This window comes from Novosphingobium aeonii (genome assembly GCF_052279045.1).
In the GTDB taxonomy this organism is placed as follows: domain Bacteria; phylum Pseudomonadota; class Alphaproteobacteria; order Sphingomonadales; family Sphingomonadaceae; genus Novosphingobium.
The window spans coordinates 2,415,896-2,435,339 of the sequence record NZ_CP176832.1 but is presented as its reverse complement, the minus strand read 5'-3'; the positions used below and the strand labels follow the sequence as shown (position 1 = coordinate 2,435,339).

At 63.5% G+C, this 19,444-nt stretch carries 17 protein-coding genes; 13 read left to right on the top strand and 4 right to left on the bottom strand.

Annotated elements, in window-relative coordinates; all coding sequences use genetic code 11:
• The first annotated feature begins 12 nt into the window (after positions 1-12).
• The 9 genes from ACLIMP_RS11800 to ACLIMP_RS11760 are packed head-to-tail and all read left to right on the top strand — an operon-like array spanning position 13 to position 9,468.
• Entirely contained in the window at positions 13-630 is a 618-nt protein-coding gene (locus ACLIMP_RS11800) for an NADH-quinone oxidoreductase subunit J (RefSeq protein ID WP_054437644.1), read from the top strand.
• The gene (gene nuoK, locus ACLIMP_RS11795) at positions 627-932 is read left to right on the top strand and encodes an NADH-quinone oxidoreductase subunit NuoK (RefSeq protein ID WP_054437643.1); all 306 of its coding nucleotides are present in this window, start codon (positions 627-629) and stop codon (positions 930-932) included. Before ACLIMP_RS11800 ends, nuoK begins: the two co-directional genes overlap by 4 nt.
• A 4-nt stretch (positions 933-936) precedes the next feature.
• On the top strand, positions 937-3,039 hold the full coding sequence (nuoL, locus tag ACLIMP_RS11790; RefSeq protein WP_132469006.1) for an NADH-quinone oxidoreductase subunit L: 2,103 nt from the start codon (positions 937-939) through the stop codon (positions 3,037-3,039).
• A 4-nt stretch (positions 3,040-3,043) separates the two neighbouring features.
• Positions 3,044-4,579 carry an NADH-quinone oxidoreductase subunit M gene (locus ACLIMP_RS11785; protein ID WP_054437687.1) on the top strand — a complete coding sequence of 512 codons (1,536 nt, stop codon included), beginning with the start codon at positions 3,044-3,046 and terminating at the stop codon, positions 4,577-4,579.
• Entirely contained in the window at positions 4,579-6,042 is a 1,464-nt protein-coding gene (gene nuoN, locus ACLIMP_RS11780; protein WP_054437642.1) for an NADH-quinone oxidoreductase subunit NuoN, read from the top strand. The genes ACLIMP_RS11785 and nuoN overlap by 1 nt, the downstream gene beginning before the upstream one ends.
• Complete coding sequence (locus ACLIMP_RS11775; protein WP_324695576.1) at positions 6,039-6,755, top strand: biotin--[acetyl-CoA-carboxylase] ligase; 717 nt, start codon at positions 6,039-6,041, stop codon at positions 6,753-6,755. Before nuoN ends, ACLIMP_RS11775 begins: the two co-directional genes overlap by 4 nt.
• Before the next feature lie 10 nt (positions 6,756-6,765).
• Positions 6,766-7,545 (top strand): type III pantothenate kinase, encoded by a 780-nt coding sequence (locus tag ACLIMP_RS11770; RefSeq protein ID WP_054437641.1) that lies wholly within the window; start codon positions 6,766-6,768, stop codon positions 7,543-7,545.
• On the top strand, positions 7,542-9,167 hold the full coding sequence (locus ACLIMP_RS11765) for a ribonuclease J (RefSeq protein ID WP_324695574.1): 1,626 nt from the start codon (positions 7,542-7,544) through the stop codon (positions 9,165-9,167). The genes ACLIMP_RS11770 and ACLIMP_RS11765 overlap by 4 nt, the downstream gene beginning before the upstream one ends.
• A 10-nt stretch (positions 9,168-9,177) precedes the next feature.
• Entirely contained in the window at positions 9,178-9,468 is a 291-nt protein-coding gene (locus ACLIMP_RS11760) for a DUF1467 family protein (RefSeq protein ID WP_054437634.1), read from the top strand.
• Positions 9,469-9,508: 40 nt separating this feature from the next.
• Here ACLIMP_RS11760 and ACLIMP_RS11755 read toward each other — a convergent pair whose 3' ends face one another.
• Entirely contained in the window at positions 9,509-12,166 is a 2,658-nt protein-coding gene (locus tag ACLIMP_RS11755) for a coiled-coil domain-containing protein (RefSeq protein WP_443477865.1), read from the bottom strand.
• A 69-nt stretch (positions 12,167-12,235) separates the two neighbouring features.
• Here ACLIMP_RS11755 and ACLIMP_RS11750 point away from each other — a divergent pair, with 69 nt between their 5' ends.
• The 4 genes from ACLIMP_RS11750 to ACLIMP_RS11735 all read left to right on the top strand — a co-directional run bounded on the left by ACLIMP_RS11750 (position 12,236) and on the right by ACLIMP_RS11735 (position 16,174).
• Complete coding sequence (locus ACLIMP_RS11750) at positions 12,236-12,538, top strand: Hpt domain-containing protein (protein WP_185997323.1); 303 nt, start codon at positions 12,236-12,238, stop codon at positions 12,536-12,538.
• 89 nt (positions 12,539-12,627) lie between these two features.
• Positions 12,628-13,809 carry a hypothetical protein gene (locus tag ACLIMP_RS11745; protein WP_324695418.1) on the top strand — a complete coding sequence of 394 codons (1,182 nt, stop codon included), beginning with the start codon at positions 12,628-12,630 and terminating at the stop codon, positions 13,807-13,809.
• A 35-nt stretch (positions 13,810-13,844) separates the two neighbouring features.
• Positions 13,845-14,798: a hypothetical protein gene (locus ACLIMP_RS11740; RefSeq protein ID WP_443477864.1), complete on the top strand. Its 954-nt coding sequence runs from the start codon at positions 13,845-13,847 to the stop codon at positions 14,796-14,798.
• Positions 14,798-16,174, top strand: coding sequence for a sensor histidine kinase (locus tag ACLIMP_RS11735; RefSeq protein WP_324695414.1), 1,377 nt, complete (start codon positions 14,798-14,800; stop codon positions 16,172-16,174). The genes ACLIMP_RS11740 and ACLIMP_RS11735 overlap by 1 nt, the downstream gene beginning before the upstream one ends.
• A gap of 7 nt (positions 16,175-16,181) precedes the next feature.
• Here ACLIMP_RS11735 and ACLIMP_RS11730 read toward each other — a convergent pair whose 3' ends face one another.
• The 3 genes from ACLIMP_RS11730 to gltX form a co-directional block, all read right to left on the bottom strand.
• On the bottom strand, positions 16,182-16,406 hold the full coding sequence (locus tag ACLIMP_RS11730; protein ID WP_324695412.1) for a hypothetical protein: 225 nt from the start codon (positions 16,404-16,406) through the stop codon (positions 16,182-16,184).
• Between the two features lie 267 nt (positions 16,407-16,673).
• Positions 16,674-17,957, bottom strand: coding sequence for a citrate synthase (locus tag ACLIMP_RS11725; protein WP_054437623.1), 1,284 nt, complete (start codon positions 17,955-17,957; stop codon positions 16,674-16,676).
• 13 nt (positions 17,958-17,970) lie between these two features.
• Entirely contained in the window at positions 17,971-19,425 is a 1,455-nt protein-coding gene (gene gltX, locus ACLIMP_RS11720; RefSeq protein WP_054437621.1) for a glutamate--tRNA ligase, read from the bottom strand.
• Positions 19,426-19,444 lie beyond the last annotated feature (19 nt).

Sequence of the window (19,444 nt, the reverse complement as noted above, 5' to 3'; positions counted from 1 at the left end):
GGGGCCGCGGACATGATCCAGACTTTCGCCTTCTACCTTTTTGCGGTGCTGACGATCGCTTCGGCGGCCGCCACCATCCTTTCCCGTAACCCGGTCCATTCGGTGCTGTTCCTGATCCTGGCGTTCTTCAACGCCGCCGGGCTCATGATGCTCACCGGTGCCGAGTTCATCGCCATGCTGCTCGTCATCGTCTACGTCGGCGCGGTCGCGGTGCTCTTCCTGTTCGTCGTCATGATGCTCGACATCGACTTCGCCGAACTGCGGGCAGGGTTCGTCAAGAACTTCCCGCTCGGGATGCTTGTAGCCGTGGTGCTGCTTGCCGAGATGGTGCTGGGCCTTGGTGCCTACAAGGCCGGCGCCCTGAACCTCGGCACGCCTGACGGTACGGCAGCGACGCCGACCGGTGCATCCAACATCGAGGCCATCGGCGGACTGCTCTACAGCCGCTATCTGTTCCTGTTCGAAGCGGCCGGCCTGATCCTGCTCGTCGCGATGGTTGGCGCCATTGTCCTGACTCACCGTCAGCGCGGTGACACGCGCGGCCAGAAGGTCAGCAAGCAGATCGCGCGTCGCCCTGATGAGGCGACCGTCAACGTCAAGCCGGAAGTCGGCAAGGGGGTTTCGCTGTGATCGGCGTCGAACATTACGTGGTCGTGAGCTCGATCCTCTTCGTGCTCGGCGTCCTCGGCATTTTCCTGAACCGCAAGAACGTCATCGTTCTGCTCATGGCGATCGAACTGATCCTGCTTGCGGTCAACATCAACCTCGTCGCGTTCAGCGCGTTCCTGCACGACCTCACGGGCCAGATCTTTGCGATGTTCGTGCTGACGGTCGCTGCCGGCGAGGCCGCAGTGGGGCTTGCTATCCTCGTGATCTATTTCCGTGGCCGCGGCAGCATCGCCGTCGACGACGTCAACCGGATGAAGGGATAAGGCCTTGCACCCGATCCTGATCATCGTCTTCCTGCCGTTACTGGCAGCGATCATCGCCGGGCTGGGCAACAAGCAGCTCGGCCACGTCCCCGCAAAGGTCCTGACGACCGGCGCGCTGTTTGTCGCCTGTGCGTTGAGCTGGCCGATCTTCATCGGTTTCCTGACCGGAAACGCCGAAGCTGCCGTTGTCCCGGTGCTCAAGTGGGTCCAGTCGGGCGCGATGACCTTCGACTGGTCGCTGCGCGTGGACTCGCTGACTGCGGTCATGCTCGTCGTCGTGACTTCCGTTTCCGCGCTCGTTCACCTCTATTCCTGGGGCTACATGAGCGAGGAGCCGGATCAGCCGCGCTTCTTCGCGTACCTGTCGCTCTTCACGTTCGCCATGCTCATGCTGGTGACCGCTGACAACCTGGTGCAGATGTTCTTCGGTTGGGAAGGCGTGGGTCTTGCCTCGTATCTCCTGATCGGCTTCTGGTTCCGCAAGCCTTCGGCCGGTGCCGCCGCGATCAAGGCCTTCGTGGTCAACCGCGTGGGTGACCTTGGCTTCATGCTCGGCATCTTCGCCACCTTCCTGGTGTTCGGCACGGTCTCGATCCCCGAGATCCTGCACGCGGCGCCCGGCATGGCCGGTTCGACCATCGGGTTCCTCGGCTATCGCTTCGACACGATGACCGTGATCTGCCTCCTGCTGTTCGTGGGCGCGATGGGCAAGTCGGCGCAGCTCGGCCTGCACACCTGGCTTCCGGACGCGATGGAAGGCCCGACCCCGGTGTCGGCGCTGATCCACGCGGCCACCATGGTCACCGCGGGCGTCTTCATGGTCTGCCGCCTGTCCCCGATGTTCGAGACCAGCGAAACGGCGATGCACGTCATGGCTTTCGTCGGCGCCTGCACCTGCTTCTTCGCGGCCACCGTCGGCTGCACGCAGTGGGACATCAAGCGCGTCATCGCCTATTCGACCTGTTCGCAGCTCGGCTACATGTTCTTCGCCGCCGGCGTCGGCGCCTATGGCGCGGCCATGTTCCACCTGTTCACGCACGCCTTCTTCAAGGCACTGCTGTTCCTCGGTGCGGGCTCGGTGATCCATGCGATGCACCATGAGCAGGACATGCGCTTCTACGGCGCTCTGCGTAAGCACATCCCGATCACCTTCTGGACGATGACGGCGGGTACGCTGGCCATCACCGGCGTTGGTATCGCGGGCTTCGTCGGCTTCGCAGGGTTCTACTCGAAGGACGCCATCCTTGAGGCGGCGTTCGGTTCGGGCACGGCAGTTGGCGGTTTCGCCTTCTGGATGGGCATCGCCGCTGCGCTGATGACCAGCTTCTACTCCTGGCGCCTGGTCTTCCTGACCTTCTTCGGAAAGCCGCGCTGGATCCAGTCGGAGCATATCCAGCACGCGGTGCATGATGCGCACGGCCACGGTCACGACGACCATGGTCATGACGATCACGCACATGACGACCATGCCGATGATGCACATGCTCACGCGGCTCCCGAACTCGGTTCGCGCGGTCCGGACTACACGGCGCATGGCGACGGTACGGGTGGCTATCACCCGCACGAGAGCCCGCTGGTCATGCTGTTGCCGCTGCTGATCCTGGCAACGGGCGCGGTACTTGCCGGCTTCGTCTTCCAGCATGCCTTCGTCTCGGAAGGGACGGGTGAGTTCTGGAAGGGTGCGCTGGTCTTCCACGAACACCTGATCCACGCCATGCACGGCGTGCCGACCTGGGTGAAGTGGGCGCCGTTCACCGTGATGTCGCTGGGCCTGCTGACCGCATGGTACGGTTACATCAAGAACATCTCGTTCCCCAAGGCAGTCGCCGAACAGCTCGGGCCGGTCTACACCTTCGTGTACCGCAAGTGGATGTTCGACGAGCTCTACAACATCATCTTCGTCCGTCCCGCATTCTGGCTCGGCAAGGTGTTCTGGAAGATCCTGGATATCGGCGTGATCGACAAGTTCGGTCCCGACGGTGCGGCCTGGGTCGTCGCCAGGGGTTCGACTTACGCGCAGAAGGTCCAGTCGGGCTATCTGTACAGCTACGCTCTTGTCATGCTGCTGGGCCTTGTCGGCGCCATCAGCTGGGTGATCGCGGGATAAGATGATGAGTGGTTTTCCGATCCTCAGTCTGATGTTGCTGGTGCCGCTCGCGGCGGCGCTGGCATGTCTCTACCTTGATGCCAAATCGGCACGCATGGTGGCGCTTCTCGCCACCCTTGCGAACCTTGCCCTTGGTGTCGTCCTCTGGCTGAACTTCGACGTCGGCGGTGCGCAGTGGCAGTTCCAGGAACGGCACGAGCTGTTCTCGGGCTTCTCCTACGCCCTCGGCATCGACGGTATCGCGCTGCTCCTGATCGAGCTTTCCGTCTTCCTCATGCCGATCTGCATCGGCGCGAGCTGGAACTCGATCGAGAAGCGCGTGGGCGAATACATGGCGGCGTTCCTGCTCGTCGAAACGCTGATGATCGGCGTCTTCACGGCCCAGGATATCTTCCTGTTCTACATGTTCTTCGAAGCCGGCCTCATTCCGATGTACCTGATCATCGGCATCTGGGGTGGCGCGGATCGCATCTACGCCTCCTACAAGTTCTTCCTCTACACGCTGCTCGGCTCGGTGCTGATGCTCGTGGCGATGCTGTGGATGGTCCACACCGCCGGCACGACCTTCATCCCCACGTTGATGACCTATGACTTCGATCCGCAGGTCCAGACCTGGCTGTGGCTCGCCTTCTTCGCCAGCTTCGCGGTGAAGATGCCGATGTGGCCGGTCCACACCTGGCTCCCGGCGGCGCACGTTCAGGCGCCGACCGCGGGCTCGGTGATCCTGGCAGGCGTGCTGCTGAAGATGGGCGGCTACGGTTTCATCCGCTTCTCGCTGCCGATGTTCCCGGAAGCTTCGGCCTACTTCGCGCCGCTGGTCTGGGGCCTGTCGATGGCCGCTGTCGTCATCACCTCGCTCATCGCGCTGGTGCAGGACGACATGAAGAAGCTGATCGCCTATTCGTCGGTCGCGCACATGGCGATCGTGACCATCGGTCTCTTCGCCTTCAATCCGCAGGGCCTCGAAGGCTCGATGCTGGTCATGCTGAGCCACGGTCTCGTCTCGGGCGCGCTGTTCCTCAGCGTCGGCATCATCTACGATCGCCTGCACACCCGTGAGATCAGCCGCTACGGCGGTCTTGCCATCAACATGCCGCGTTATGCGCTGTTCTTCCTGCTCTTCACGATGGCCTCGATCGGCCTTCCGGGCACCAGCGGTTTCGTCGGCGAATTCTTGAGCCTCGGCGGTATCTACCAGGCATCGAGCTGGACGGCGCTGATCTGCACCACCGGCATCATCCTGGGTGCCGCCTACATGCTCTACCTCTATCGCCGTGTCGTCTTTGGCGACCAGAAGAATGCCGATGCCGCCGCCATGGCCGACCTCGACCTGCGTGAATACCTGATGGTGATCCCGCTCGGCCTCGCGGTCCTGTGGATGGGCGTCTATCCCGAGAGCTTCATCGCTCCGATGCGCGCAGATATTGCCGCACTCGACGCCCGGCTCGCTCGCGCAAAGCCGGAAGGAGACGCCAAGTTGGTCATGGGCAAGGAAAAGCCTGCACATGAAGAAGCAGCCGCGCATGAGGGGGCACACTGATGGACTGGTCACAGTCGCTGCGCCTTATCGCGCCGGAAGAAACGCTTAGCGTCGCAAGCCTCGTCTTGCTCCTCATTGCCGCCTGGGGCGGTGACAAGGCAGCCAGGCTGATCTCCGTTCTCGCCGTGGCGGCGCTCGTCGCCGCCGGCATCCTGGTCGCCCCCGCGCTTTGCGGCGGCGCCATGGGTGCCGAAACCTCGGCCTTCTTCGGCCAGTTCCGTGCCGACGCCTTCGCGTCCTATGCCAAGATCCTGATCTACCTCTCGGCCGCCGTGTCGCTGGTGATCGCCCCGGCCTACTTCGACCGCTTCAAGGCGATGCGTGCGGAGTATCCGGTTCTCGTGCTCCTCGCCTCGCTGGGCATGGGCATGATGGTCTCGGCTACCGACCTGCTGACGCTCTACATCGGCCTCGAAATGAACTCGCTGGCCGCTTACGTCCTCGCGGCGTTCCTGCGCACTGACGGTCGTTCGGCCGAAGCCGGCCTCAAGTACTTCGTGCTGGGCGCGCTGGCTTCGGGTATCATGCTCTTCGGCATGAGCCTGACCTATGGCTTCGCCGGAACCACCTCGTTTGCCGGTATCAGTGCCTCGATGGTGCACGGTCTCTCGAACGGCGCGCTGTTCGGCATCGTCTTCGTCTTCGCCGGCCTTGCCTTCAAGATCAGTGCCGTTCCGTTCCACATGTGGACGCCGGACGTCTATGAAGGCGCGCCGACCCCGGTTACCGCGCTCTTCGCCACGGCCCCCAAGGTCGCAGCGCTCGGCCTGACCATGCGCGTTGCCGTCGAAGCCTTTGGCGACCAGGCGGCTGCCTGGCAGCAGATCGTGGTCTTCGCCGCGCTCGCCTCGATCGTCGTGGGTGCCCTTGGCGCCATCGGCCAGTCGAACATCAAGCGACTGATGGCCTATTCGTCGATCAACAACGTCGGCTTCATGCTCGTCGGCCTTGCCGTGGCAACCCCGCAGGGCATTTCGGCCATGCTGTTCTACCTCGCAATCTACGTTGCGATGACGGTGGGCGGCTTCGTCGTGATCCTCATGCTCAAAGATGCCGACGGTAACCCGGTCGAGGACATCGCCAAGATGGCCGGCCTTTCGCGCAGCCGTCCGGGCCTGTCCCTGGCGCTGGCGATGATCATGTTCAGCCTTGCCGGTATTCCGCCGCTCTTCGGGTTCTGGGGCAAGTTCCTGGTGTTCAAGGCGGCTGTGGACGGCGGCATGATTGCGCTTGCCGCCATCGGCTTCGCGGCCTCGGTGATCGGCGCTTTCTACTACCTCAAGGTCGTCAAGGTCGTTTACTTCGACGAACCTGCCGACGTGGTGCAGGGAGAGAGCGACATCTGGCACAAGCTGATCCTCGTGGGTTCGTGCGTGTTTATCTCGCCGCTCGGCTTCCTGCTCACCAAGTGGCTCGGCCACCTGACTGAAACGGCTTCGGCCGCTCTGTTCACCGGCCTTTGATCGAGGTCGTCGAAGAGACCGCTTCCACCAACGCGGACCTTTCCCGGCGCCTCGGCGCCGGGGAGGGGCTTGCGGAAGGTTTCTGGCTGCGTGCGGTCAGGCAGAGCGCCGGACGCGGCCGCCGCGGTCGCCAATGGTCTTCGCCTGAGGGCAATCTCTACGCCAGCACCGTTATCGCGCTGAGAGCCGATGACCCTCCCGTCCACACGCTGGCTTTCGTCGCCGCGCTTGCCGTGCGCGATCTCATGGCCCTGCGGCTTCGCGGGGGCACGGATTGCCAGTTGAAGTGGCCGAACGACGTACTGGTCGGCGGCGCCAAGATCTGCGGCATCCTGTTGGAGCGCACGGGCGATCATGTGATCGCCGGCATCGGCGTCAACGTGGTAAGCGCGCCTCGGCTGCCGGACCGGGCAACCACTTCGATCCTTTCGGAAAACCCTGCCCATAGCGGCGATGCACAGGCCGTCCTGGGCGATCTGGCGTCCTGCTTTGCCGCACGTCTGGTGCGGTGGCGATCCGAAGGACTGGCATCCACGCTGGCCGAATGGACCCGCCACGCCCATCCGCAGGGCACTCCACTGTTGGTGGCCATGGATGAGGAAGGGATGGTCCCGGGCGCCTTTGCCGGGCTTGACCCGGATGGAGCATTGCGCTTGCGTCTTGCCGACGGGTCCCTACGTGTCGCCCACGCCGGTGACGTCTCGCTCGCCTGAAGGAAATTCCATGCTGCTTGCCATCGATGCCGGCAACACCAATGTCGTCTTCGCGCTGTTCGAGGGCCGCACCTTGCGCGGTCGCTGGCGCATCGCCACCGATCCGCGCCGCACGGGTGATGAATATGCGGTCTGGCTGATGCAGCTTCTCTCGATCCGCGGCGTTGCCGCCGATGAGATCGACAGCATCATCATTTCCACCGTGGTTCCGCGTGCGCTGCACAACCTCGAAATTCTCTGCCGGCATTACTTCGATGTCGAACCGCTGGTCGCAGGCGTTGGCAAGGCGGACTATGCGATCGACATCGATGTCGATCAGCCCAAGTCGCTCGGCGCAGACCGCGCGGTCAATGCCATCGCCGCGCATGAACGCCATGGCGGCGATCTCATCGTCGTCGATTTCGGCACCGCGACGACTTTCGACGTGGTAGACTATCGCGGCGCCTACAAGGGCGGCATCATCGCGCCGGGCATCAATCTCTCGCTTGATGCTCTGGTGGGGAATACGGCCAAGCTGCCGCGTATCGCCATCGCGGTGCCTGCGACGAAGAGCGTGATCGGCCGTAATACCGAGGACCAGATGCTGATCGGCGTGTTCTGGGGTTACGTGGCGATGATGGAGGGCCTGATCGCCCGCATGCGCGCCGAAATCGGGCGCCCCGCCAAGGTCATAGCGACCGGCGGGCTAGCCGTATTGTTCGACGAGGCTTCCAGTATTTTCGACGCGGTCGATCCCGACCTGACGCTCGAAGGCCTCGCAATTCTTGCCGAAAGGGCATCCAAGAAGTGATTCCAGGTAACGAACTGCTGTTTTGTGCGCTCGGTGGGTCGGGCGAGATTGGCATGAACGTCAATCTCTACGGCTGCCAGGGCAAGTGGCTGATGGTCGACCTGGGCATGACCTTCGGGATGAACGAATACCCGGGGGTGGACCTCGTCTTCGCCGATCTCGACTTTATCGAAGGCGAGCGCGAGAACCTTCTGGGCATCGTTCTCACGCACGCGCACGAGGATCATATCGGCGCGGTTCCCTATTTCGCGCAGGAACTCGATGTTCCGATCTATGCGACGCCTTTCACCGCGCGCCTCGTCGCTGCCAAGCTGGAAGAAGCAGGTATCCTCGGCGAAGTCGAACTGATCGTGATCGATCACCTCGACGCGTTCCAGATCGGTCCTTTCGGTATCCGCTACGTTCCGCTGGCCCATTCGATCGCCGAAGGCAACGCGCTGCTGATCGATACGCCGTTCGGCCGCATCTTCCACACGGGCGACTGGAAGCTGGACGATGAACCGCAAGTCGGCACGCCTGCGACCAAGGCCGAACTCACGGCGATTGGCGATGACGGCGTTCTCGCGCTTGTCTGCGATTCTACCAACGTGTTCAATCCGCAGGCGTCCGGTTCCGAAGGCGATGTCTATCGCGGGCTGCTGGAGGAAGTGAAGATGCATCGCGGCAGGCGTGTCCTGGTCACTACGTTCGCCTCGAACGTGGCCCGTTTGCAGACGCTGGGCGAAGTCGCGCGCAAGACCAATCGCAAGCTTTGCGTGGCCGGGCGCTCGCTGGACCGCATAATCGAGACCGGTCAGGCCAGCGGCTATCTCAAGAAGCTGCCCGAACTGATCGACGTGGAAACCGCGATGGATCTTCCGCGCGGCGAAGTGCTTATCGTGGCCACGGGCGGGCAGGGCGAGCCGCGTGCGGCGCTCTCGCGTATCTCCGACGGCAATCATCCGATCAAGCTTGAGAAGGGCGACGTCGTCCTGTTCTCAAGCCGCCAGATTCCCGGCAATGAAATCTCCATCGGTCGTATCCAGAACCGCCTTTCGGACGCAGGCATCGTGATCGTCACGGACCGGCAGAGCATGATCCACGTTTCGGGTCATCCCGGACGGCCGGAGCTGGTCGCGCTCTATGGTTGGATACGTCCTGAAATCCTGCTGCCCGTTCACGGCGAAATCCGCCACATGCGCGAACAGGCCCGGCTTGGGCTTGAAAGCGGAATTCCCAAGGCGGTCTTCCAGAAGAACGGCGATCTGGTTCGGCTTGCTCCCGGAAATCCGGGCAAGTTCGGCGAAGTGCGCGCTGGGCGGCTGATCCTCGACGGCGACATCATTGCCCCGGCTGACGGCGATGCCATGATCATGCGCCGCCGGATCGCGTCCAACGGCGTGGTCTCGGTGGCTGCGGACCGGCGCGGGCATGTGAAGGTTGCGGCTATCGGCCTTCCGCTTGACGAGGACTATCCCAAGTTCGTCGAGGAAGCGCAGCGCGACGTTGCCGATGCACTCGGCCGCGCCAAGAAATCCGATCGCGAAGTGCGTGTCGAGGCTGCGCGCCTTGCCGCCCGGCGTGCCGCTACCCGCTGGTCGGGCAAGAAGCCGCAAGTGCAGGTGATGCTGCTGGAGGACTGACGATATGGCGATGCAGTGGACTTCGATGGTGGCGATCTACGGCCTGTTCTGGGTCCTGAGCGCCTTCCTCGTCATGCCTTTCGGCCTGCGCACGCCGAACGAAGTCGAGGGATATCGGGTTGAGAAGGGTCATGCGGACAGTGCGCCCGTGAACTTCCGCCCTCGCTTGATCGCGAAGCGCGCCACGGTTCTCGCCATGGTGCTGTTCGGCCTCTACTACGTCAATTATGCGCAGCAATGGATCACTGTCAGTGATCTTAATTTCTTCGGTAAGCCGCCGGTTCAGGACCTCGGTTACTAAGGAAATGGGCGGCTGAGCCAGCTCCAGCCGCCTTGACCTTTCAGCTCCGCAGCCGCTCGATGCCCTGGGCCAGCGCTACGTAGAGCTTGCCCATGTCGGACGAGAGCAGGGTAACGCCCAGTGCGTTGCCGTCGCGAGTGGACAGTATCTGCCGCAGGATCGACTCGAAATCGTGAATGTAGCGGCTCACATGCTCGCGGAAGGCATCGTCACGTTCGAAGAGCTGCTGGATCGACTTGACCTCGCCCGCGTCGAGCAGGGAAACCGCGCGGCGCGTGAAGATCCCGCGATCACCGCGAAGATAGGATGCCCAGGCCGTATCGGAAACTTCGCTGGACAGGGCTGAGGCGATGTCGATCGCATTGGAATTGAGCGATTCGGTGATGAGCGCGACACGACGTGCGAAGTCATTGTCCACCTGCTCCTCGGCACGCTCGCGCGCATGGGTGACGCGGCTTTCGAGATTGCCGACCAGTTCGTCGACCTTGGTGAGTTGGTCGCGAAGCTGGATCGTGGCCTCACGAGCGGCGCCGGAGGCATGCGCTACGGCTTGATCGAGCTGGCCGGTCACTTCCGCTACGCGGGTCCGCATGGACTTGTCGATGGCGCTGGCGCTTTCGGCTCCGAGCTCGTCAGCGACTTTTGCAATTCGCGCAGCCGCGTCGGTTTCGATATTCGCAACGACTTCGTGGATCGTCTTGTCCAGCGCGGCCAGTGCATTGCTCAACTCGCCGCTGGCCTTACCGGCAGCGTTCTGTGTCGCACTGCCGATATCGGCTATCGTGGTGCGAAGGACGTCCAGCAACTTTCCGTGGGCCACGCCGTGCTCTGAAAGCTCGGAGTGCATCGCCGAGAGTTCGTCTGCAAGCGACTTGAGGTTTTCGCCCGATTGTTCGACGCCGCCGGCCAGTTCCGCACCGCTCTGCGCGGATTGGCGAAGCGCTTCGAGCACGGTGGCGACGCCGGCCTGAAGCCGGTTGAGCCGATCTTCCGAAACTGCAAGAGCTTCGGGCAAGTCATGATGGGCGTACCGGGCGCTGCCCTGGATCAGTTCGAGCAGCCGCACGCTAGTCTCGGTCAGTTTCTCTGCATCGCCGTCTGTGGCGAGAAGCGTGGCACGGGCGGCAGTCAGCCGTTCGGTAAGCGAAGTCAGGCTACCGCGCAGACGGTTTTCCAGAGCCTCGCTGCTGGTGGCGATGGCGCCGAAGCGCGCCTCGTAAGTGCCCAGTTCCCCGGTGATGGCGGCAGCACGTTCGCCGAGAGTGGCCGCCTGCAGGCGTTGGCGTTCGAGCCTTTCGGACATGGCATTGTCGAGTTCGCCGAGCATGTGTTCGATGCGGGTAATGGCGCGGCGTTCCTGCTCGGCCTGGCGCAACTGGCGCTCGCTGGTGTCTTTGTCGAGCTGCTCGCGGCGCTCGGCAATCGCACGGTCAAGCGCCTGGGCATCATTGCCGATGGCGGCGACGGAGCCGCGCAAGGCGGAAACGGCGGCATCCTGGGTAAGAGCGATGCCGCGCGCGACTTCCCCCTGTTCCTCATGCAATTCGTCGAGAGCCTGGCGCCAGGCCGCTGCGGCGCGTCCTTCGCCGTCGCGCAGGGCTCGCGAAACCACATCGCTTTCCTCGCGCAGGGCGACGAGGCGGGCACGGAGAGAGGTCAGGCTTTCCGCTTCATGCAGATCAAGCTGTGCGCGGGACTGGGAAATCTCGTCTTCCAAGGCAGCAGCGCGAGTGCGGATCGAGGCGAGGGCTTCGACTTCGTGACGGTCCAGATCGAGGCGGAAGGTCTGGCCGCGTTCGGTAAGTGCGGCAAAGCGTTCATCGGCGAGGGCGCCGACCTGCTCGCAGCGCGCGGCGATCTCGCCCAGTGCACCATCGACCGCTTCTCGCAAGTTTGCGACCTGCCGTTCGCTTGCAGATCCATATTCGTTGAGGCGGTTGAAGCCGTTTATCATGTCTTCGAGCTGCACATGTGCTGCGCGCCCGGCATTGCCGATATTGTTCGTGACGTCCTTGGCCGAACTGGCGATGACGGGCAATTGCCCGCGGAGCTTCTCCATGTTGTCGAGCGCGGCCTGGCTGACGCCGCTGATCGAATCGACACGGGCGCCGTTATCGCGGATCAGGTCCTGGAGCCGTTCGGCATTGCTGGAGAGCCGTTCGGCGGCGATGCGGCCGAGCGCTTCGAGATCGCGGGACTGGGCGGCTATGAATTCGCGTGCGAGGCTAAGTTCGCGGTTCACGGCGGTGAGGCGTGTCTCAAGCTGCGCGGATTCGGTGGAAAGCATGCGCGCCACGTCGCCGAAGCGCTGCCCTTCGCGGGTGCTGTGACGCAGCGCCAGCAGCCAGCCTACCGCAATGAGAAGCAGCGGAACCGTCAACTGGACCATCAGCGGCGGAACCGCGTCGGCGGTGATCCCTGCACGCAGGACCGGCCACTGGGCATAGAGGAAGAATGCTGTCCAGCCGATCGCGGCTGCGCCGGCGAGTGCCGGCACGGTCCAGTCGAACCTGTGCGGCGGCGATGCCTCGCCTTCGGAGGCAACCCAGGCTTCGTGCCAGGCCTCTTCCGGGACGGTCATCTCGCCGTGCGCCTCGGAGGAAGGGGGAGCCCCTTCGGTCCGGTCCGGATTGCCTTCGACAGAATTGCCGTCATTGCCGTTCGCGCCGAACGCGATGATCCTGTTTTCCCCAGCCATGGCCGCAGGATACCACGCGCGAAGCTGCGATAAACCCTCCTTTAACCCGTTCGTCATTAAGCTGGGGAAATGGCTTACGAAGCAGGTGCCCTCGAAGCGACCCTCGCCGCCGCGGCAGGCGGGGATTCTGCGCTTTTTGCCGAATTGCGCGCATCCTACGCAGAAAGCGTGATGCGGCAGGCCGACCTTCTCGCGCGGTCGCGATGTGATGGGAACTGGCATCTTGCCGCGATGCGGCTCAAGGGGCTCGCGGCGAGCTTCCATTCCATGAAGCTTCTGGTACTGGCAGAGGAGGCGCTTCAGTCTGCGCCGGGCGAGCCGGCCGTCATTCGCAAGCTCAAGGCCTATCTCACGGAGTTTTCCGCCGACTGATGTGCCTGCGGTGCTTGGCACTGGCACGGCCATTGCCTACAGGTTGACGGTCGCTGGAGTTTACCAAACTGCGTATTGCCTTGCTCGCCATGATGGAGCCCGCCGTGGCGGGCCAGTCGATCCCGCGCGCCTTCCTGCGGGTGGGCGGCGCGACCTTGGCGCAGCACCAGCTGGGCATGGCCCTTGCGCTCGACTGCCAGCGGGTGATCTGCCTTGCACGCGGCCCGTCTCCAGATCTGATTGCCTTGCAGCACATGGCAGAAGATGCCGGGCTGCAATTCTACATCGCCACGGGATCGCGACCCCTTTCCGGGCTTGTCACGGCGAATGACGAACTCGTGGTGATTGGCGAGGGCCTTTTCGCGGAGCCTTCCGGCGTCGTGCCCTTGTTCGAAGGACGATCGCCGGCAGTCCTCGTGCAGCCGGTCGAAGGGGCGCTGGCGGCGGGTTTCGAACGTATCGACATCAGCCGTGCATCTGCGGGAATTATGAGAATTCCTGGACATCTGGTTGAAAATCTTCACGAACTTCCGGCCGATTGCGACGTTATCTCCGCCCTGATGCGCATTGCCCTGCAGTCCGGTGTGCCGATGCGCGAAGTCCCTGCTGCGGCACGGAGCGGTGTGGACTGGCGCCTGATCCGCGATGAGGGCGAAGCTCACGCGGTTGAGATGGAATGGCTGCGCGGCCGGTTCGAGGGTGGGGACAAGGTTTCGCCCGGGCGCGCGGTCGCTCGTTACGGCGTGCTCAACTTCGGCTCCTCGCTGCTGCATGCCGGCAATGCCAGCAATGTGCTCAGCGCGGCGGTACTTGGGGCACTGGCGATCGCGGGCGGTCTCGTCTGGTTCAGTTTCGTGGCCGCCGGTTTCCTGTTCCTCGCGCTTGCATCGGTGCTGGTGGAGGCGAGCCGCCTGCTGCGGTCTGCCGAGCGTCATGCGCTCGGACAACTGCCTCCCGCAATCCCGCGTGCCGATGTGCTGGGATGGCTGGTGGACACTGCTTTCGGGCTTTCCTTGCTGGCAGGGATCGCTCGGCTTGGTGGAGAATCACTCATCTCCTGGATGTTCCCGCCGGCCATGTTGATGATGCTGCTGGTGATGATCCCGCGTTTCGTATCCGGAACGGCGGCATCTCTCGCGGCGGACCGTGCCACATTGGGACTGGTGCTGGCTTTTGCCGCAGGATTCGGGCAAGTTGAGCCGCTGGTGGAAGTTCTGGCGATCGTGCTCGTTGTGATCGGCATGGTTCTTCCGCTACGTCGGAAGAACTAACCGGGGCTTAACCAGATACAAGGTAAACGGGACGGATGATCGACAACGCTGTTCATCCGGCCGACGACCAGACCGCGGAGGCATTGCTTCGCGCGGACCTCGCGCGCGGCGACGCCATGGCCGAGAGCGTACTTCCGATCCTCCAATATCTGCTGGCGGCGGAAGACAGCGCGCTGTTCAGTGACGAAATTCTTGCGCGGGTTCGCGGGATGCTGGCGGAACTGGCGCGCGGAGTGATCGAGCCTCTTCACGCTGACGGATCCACAGCCGTCCAGATGTCCGAAGATATCGAGGATCTGGCGCGGATGTTCATGGGCGACCCGCTGATTCTCTCGCACGTTCATGCGCTTGCACTCGAATGGCAAATGACCGAGCGCCTGCAGTCGCGTCTGGCGCTCGATCCCGTCGTTTCACCGCTGGTGCAGGCCATGGCTTCTTCGCCCGACAGCACTGTGCAGGGGATTGCCGTCAAATGGCTCGCGTCACAGGCGCGCTGGTGCCAGCGCCAGCGCCGCATGAGCCTCAGCCTTACCGAACTGCCGGGTGAACTGCTGCACCGAGCGCTGCTGGCTGTTCGCGGCATGGTAGCGGGCAGTCCCGAACGGATGGAGCGTCTTGCGTTGGTGGAGGCCGATGTGCGCCGCCGCTACGATGAAGGCGCGACCCGCCTTGGCCTTTCGGCAAGGCTGGTGACCGGCCTTGGCGCCGCGTTCCACGCCGCGCTTTCGGTAGGACATGCCGGCGCCGCGCTGTTCCTTACGGCTCTGGCGATCGGTTCCGGCCTGCGCCGGGAGGCAGCGGTGCTCGCCACCCATGAGGCGCAACTGGCGCGTCTCGCCCTTGCCTTGCGCGCAGCGGGGCTGAAGGCTGCCGACATCGAAAAGCAGTTTCTGGCCATTCACCCCGAAGCGATGTTGCCAGACGGCTTTGAGAGGCTCGGCAGCGATCTGGCCGCATCTATTCTGGCAACCGGGCGGCACGGCGGCTGATGCTGATGGAAGGCACCATCATCGCCCGCGCTGTTTGCGATGCGCAGGACCGATTGCTGGAAGCGGACGAACCGCTGGCGGGTTTGCAGGAGCGTTGCGGCGGGGAACTGCCCGGTACTATCGCCGTGCCCGAACTTCTCGAACTCGTTCGCAAGGCCCGTCGCTATGGTTTTCGCCTCGCGCGCGCCGTCAGCGCGCACGACGGCGGCGACGTGATCACCGCCTGGGTCGAAGTCGAGCCGCAGGGACGGGGCGAAGGTTGCCAGATCGTGGTTCGTAACTGGCAGACTGCGCCGGCACCGGTGGAGGATGCCGCGTCGGTCGAACGTCGCCGGACCATGATCGATCGCCACCTTGCCGAATTGAGCGCACAGCTTGACGCCGGGCAGCGCGTGCTTGCCGTCATGTCGGACAGTGCGGAACTCGCTGACGTGACGGCGGCGATGGAAACGGGGTTCGGGCAACTCTGGACGGAATTTCTTCCCCCCGAGAATGTCACGCATCAGCAGCCGCTGCATTGGCGCCTTCTTGACGGCGTGCGGGTCGCGGTGCCGGGTTCGCAGCGATCCTGGCGCGTCTCGCTGGTTCCGCACATGCGCCCGGGCTTCGACCCTGCCGGTTTCGAACTGCTGCTGGTCTCCGATACCCCGGCTTCCACCGCCGCGCCGGCGCGTGAGCCGATGGAGCCCATGCTTCGCCGGAGTCTTGTCGGGCAGGATCTGGCACCGGTCCTGCGGCAGCCGATCTCGCGCATCATCGCCAATGCCGAGACCATCCGCACGCGCCTCGCCGGGCCACTGCCGGATGCCTACGCGGAATATGCCGGAGAAATTGCGGGCGCAGGAAAGCTGCTGCTCGATCTCCTCGGCGATCTTGCCGATCTCGAAGTCGTGGAGACCGAAGGCTTCAGCACCGCGCCGGACCATGTGGACTTGTCCGAACTTGCGCGGCAGGCAGCGGGCATCCTGAATGTACGGGCGCGGGAGAAGAACATCGTGATCGAGGCCCCGCACGCAGCGGAGGCGCTTCCCGCCGTGGCGGAATATCGCCGCGTTCTTCAAGTTTTGCTCAACCTCATCGGCAATGCGATCCGCTATTCTCCCGAACAGTCCCACATCTGGCTCCGACTGGAAGCGGCCGGCGACCGTGCGCGCGTGATCGTGGCTGACCAGGGGCCGGGGATCTCGCAGGAGAGCCAGGAGAAGGTCTTCGAGAAATTCGAGCGCCTTGGCCGCAGCGGCGACGGCGGTTCCGGGCTCGGCCTCTATATATCGCGCAGTCTGGCCCGCGCGATGGGCGGCGAACTGTCGGTGCAAAGCGCTCCGGGGCAGGGGGCTCGTTTCATTCTGGAAGTGCCGGCAGACCCCGAGGCCTGAACCTCACCTAGAGGTGGTTGTTGCTGGCGCCATTCCCGCGACGGGCGAGCCAGATCAGGATGCCGCCCACGGCTGCCATCACGGCGCCGCGTATCGCCCATCCACGGTCATCCAGCATGAAGCTGTCCAATGGCCATGGGACGACGCCCGTACCCTGGCCGACGAGCAGGATACCCATGCCGATGGCGCATAGTCCAACAAGGATCACAAGAATTCTGAGGAACAGCATCATGATTCCTCCAAAGGAATTTTGACACCTGACAGCAACTTGCGGCGAGAATGTGGCTGGATCTGTGAAGTTCCTGCGGACGCCGCGCAATTGATTCGCAAGTTGTTCCTGCCAGCAGGATACTCCCCGCTCATCGCGTGCGACACCCCGATTTTTCGAAGAGCCGGTTCGCCGCTGCGACGTCAGCCGAAGCACAACGAAAAAGGCCCCCGCTTTCGCGAGGGCCTCTTCGAATTATCGCAATGTCTCGCGATACTTTGCTGCTCAGTCTCAGCGCTTGTCGAGCGGGATGTAATCGCGCTGCGTCGGGCCGGTGTAGAGCTGGCGCGGACGACCGATCTTCTGGCCGGGATCGGAGATCATTTCGTTCCACTGCGCGACCCAGCCCACGGTGCGGGCGAGAGCGAAGAGCGCGGTGAACATCGTGGTCGGGAAACCGATGGCCGAGAGGATGATGCCCGAATAGAAGTCGACGTTCGGGAAGAGCTTCTTCTCGACGAAGTACGGATCGCTCAGCGCGATTTCCTCGAGGCGCAGGGCCGTCTCGAACAGCGGGTCGGTGACCTTGAGCGCGTCGAACACCTCGCGGACGGTCTTCTGCATGACCGTGGCGCGCGGATCGTAGTTCTTGTAGACGCGGTGGCCGAAGCCCATCAGGCGGAACGGATCGTTCTTGTCCTTCGCGCGCTCGATGTAGTGCGGGATCTTGTCCGGCGTACCGATTTCCTTGAGCATGTTGAGCGCGGCTTCGTTCGCGCCACCATGGGCAGGACCCCAGAGGCAGGCGATACCGGCCGCGATGCACGCAAACGGGTTCGCGCCCGACGAACCGGCAAGGCGCACGGTCGAGGTCGAGGCGTTCTGCTCGTGGTCGGCGTGGAGGATGAAGATACGGTCCATCGCCTTTTCGACGGCGGGGATCACTTCATACTCTTCCGCAGGCACGCCGAAGGTCATGCGCAGGAAGTTGCCCGTGTAGCTCAGCGAGTTATCCGGGTAGAGGAAGGGCTGTCCGACCGAGTACTTGTAGGCCGCAGCGGCGATCGTCGGCATCTTGGCGATCAGGCGGTGCGAGCTGATCTTGCGATGCTCGGGATCGGAGATGTCGGTCGAATCGTGGTAGAACGCCGAAAGGGCGCCGACCACACCGCACATGATCGCCATCGGGTGGGCGTCACGGCGGAAACCGCGGTAGAAGTTCGCCAGCTGCTCGTGGAGCATGGTGTGGCGCGTGATGGTGTTCGAGAAGTTGTCGAGCTCACCGCCGTTCGGCAGTTCGCCGTTCAGCATGAGATAGCAGACTTCCATGAACGACGAATTCTCGGCCAGCTGACCGATCGGGTAACCGCGATGGAGCAGGACGCCCTCGTCGCCGTCGATGTAGGTCAGCGCGCTCTCGCAGCTCGCCGTCGACGTGAACCCCGGATCGTACGTGAACTTGCCCGTCTGGGCATAGAGCTTGCGGATATCGATGACATCCGGGCCGACGCTGCCCTTGAGCACGGGATAGTCGAATTCCGTGCCACCAGCATTCAGTTTGACCTGATCACCCACCAGTTCTTACTCCTTATATGTGCGACCCGGTCGTGGCGTCCGCTTGCGCGCCAATGCGTGCGAGGCTTTCGTCCCGGCCGAGCAAAACCAATACGTCGAAAATACCCGGAGAGGTCGTCTGACCAGTCAGGGCCGCCCGCAAGGGTTGCGCGAGCTTGCCGAGGCCCAATCCCAGATCCTCGGCCATTGCCTTCAGGCTGGCTTCCAATGCCTCCAGAGCCCATTCGGGCTGCGCGGACAGACGCTCGTGAATGGCGGCAAGGCGCCCCCGCGCCTCGTCCGTCAGAAGCGCCTGCGCCTTCTCGCTGAATGCGAGCGGACGCTTGGCAAAAAGGAAGGCGGCGCCTTCTGCAAGTTCGTTGAGGTCCTTTGCGCGGACCTTCAGTACCGGCATCGCCTGCGTGAGCAGGGCGAGGTCGGGGTCTTCGTAGCCGGCCTGCACCAGTCGCGGCAGCACCAGTTCGGCGAGACGCGCATCGCTGGCCTCGCGAAGGTAGTGGCCGTTGAGATTCTGGAGCTTGGCGAGGTCGAAGCGGGAGGGCGACTTGCCCACGTCCGCCATGTCGAACCATTCGACCGCCTTCTCGCGGCTGATGAATTCCTCGTCGCCATGGCCCCAGCCAAGGCGAAGCAGGTAGTTGAACAGCGCTTCCGGAAGCACGCCCATATCGTCACGATAGGCGTCCACGCCCAGCGCGCCGTGACGCTTCGACAGCTTTGCGCCGTCAGAGCCATGGATGAGCGGGACATGGCCGTAGACAGGCACGTCCCAGCCCATGCCGTGAATGATCACAAGCTGCCGGAAGGCATTGTTGAGGTGATCGTCTCCGCGCAGGACGTGCGTGACGCCCATGTCGTTGTCGTCCACGACGACGGCGAGCATGTAGGTAGGCGTGCCGTCGGAGCGGAGGATGACGAAATCGTCGATTTCCTCGTTCCTGACGGTAACTTCGCCCTGCACGAGATCGTTAATCGTCGTTTCGCCGTCGCGCGGGGCCTTCACGCGCACGACGTAGGACTTGTCAGCAGGCCAGGTCGAGGGATCGGCATCGCGCCATTCGCTGTCGATGCGGAACGGACGGCGTTCTTCCTGGGCCTTCTGCCTGCGCTCGGCCAGTTCCTCGGAAGTGAGGTAGCAGCGATAGGCATGACCGCCGGCCAGCAGTTCGGCAGCCACTTCGGCATGGCGGTCGGAACGGGCGAACTGGAACACGGCCGGTTCATCGCCTTCGAGCCCGAGCCATGTCAGGCCGTCGAAGATCGCCTCGATCGCGGGCTCGGTCGAACGAGCGCGATCGGTATCTTCGATGCGAAGCAGGTACTTGCCGCCGTGATGGCGGGCGAAGAGCCAGTTGAAAAGTGCGGTACGGGCGCCGCCGATATGGAGATAACCCGTGGGCGAGGGGGCAAAGCGCGTGACGACGGCCTTGCTGCCGTCTGGTCCGCTCGATGCACTGCCGCTTGCCATTATTGTAACCTTCCTGTCC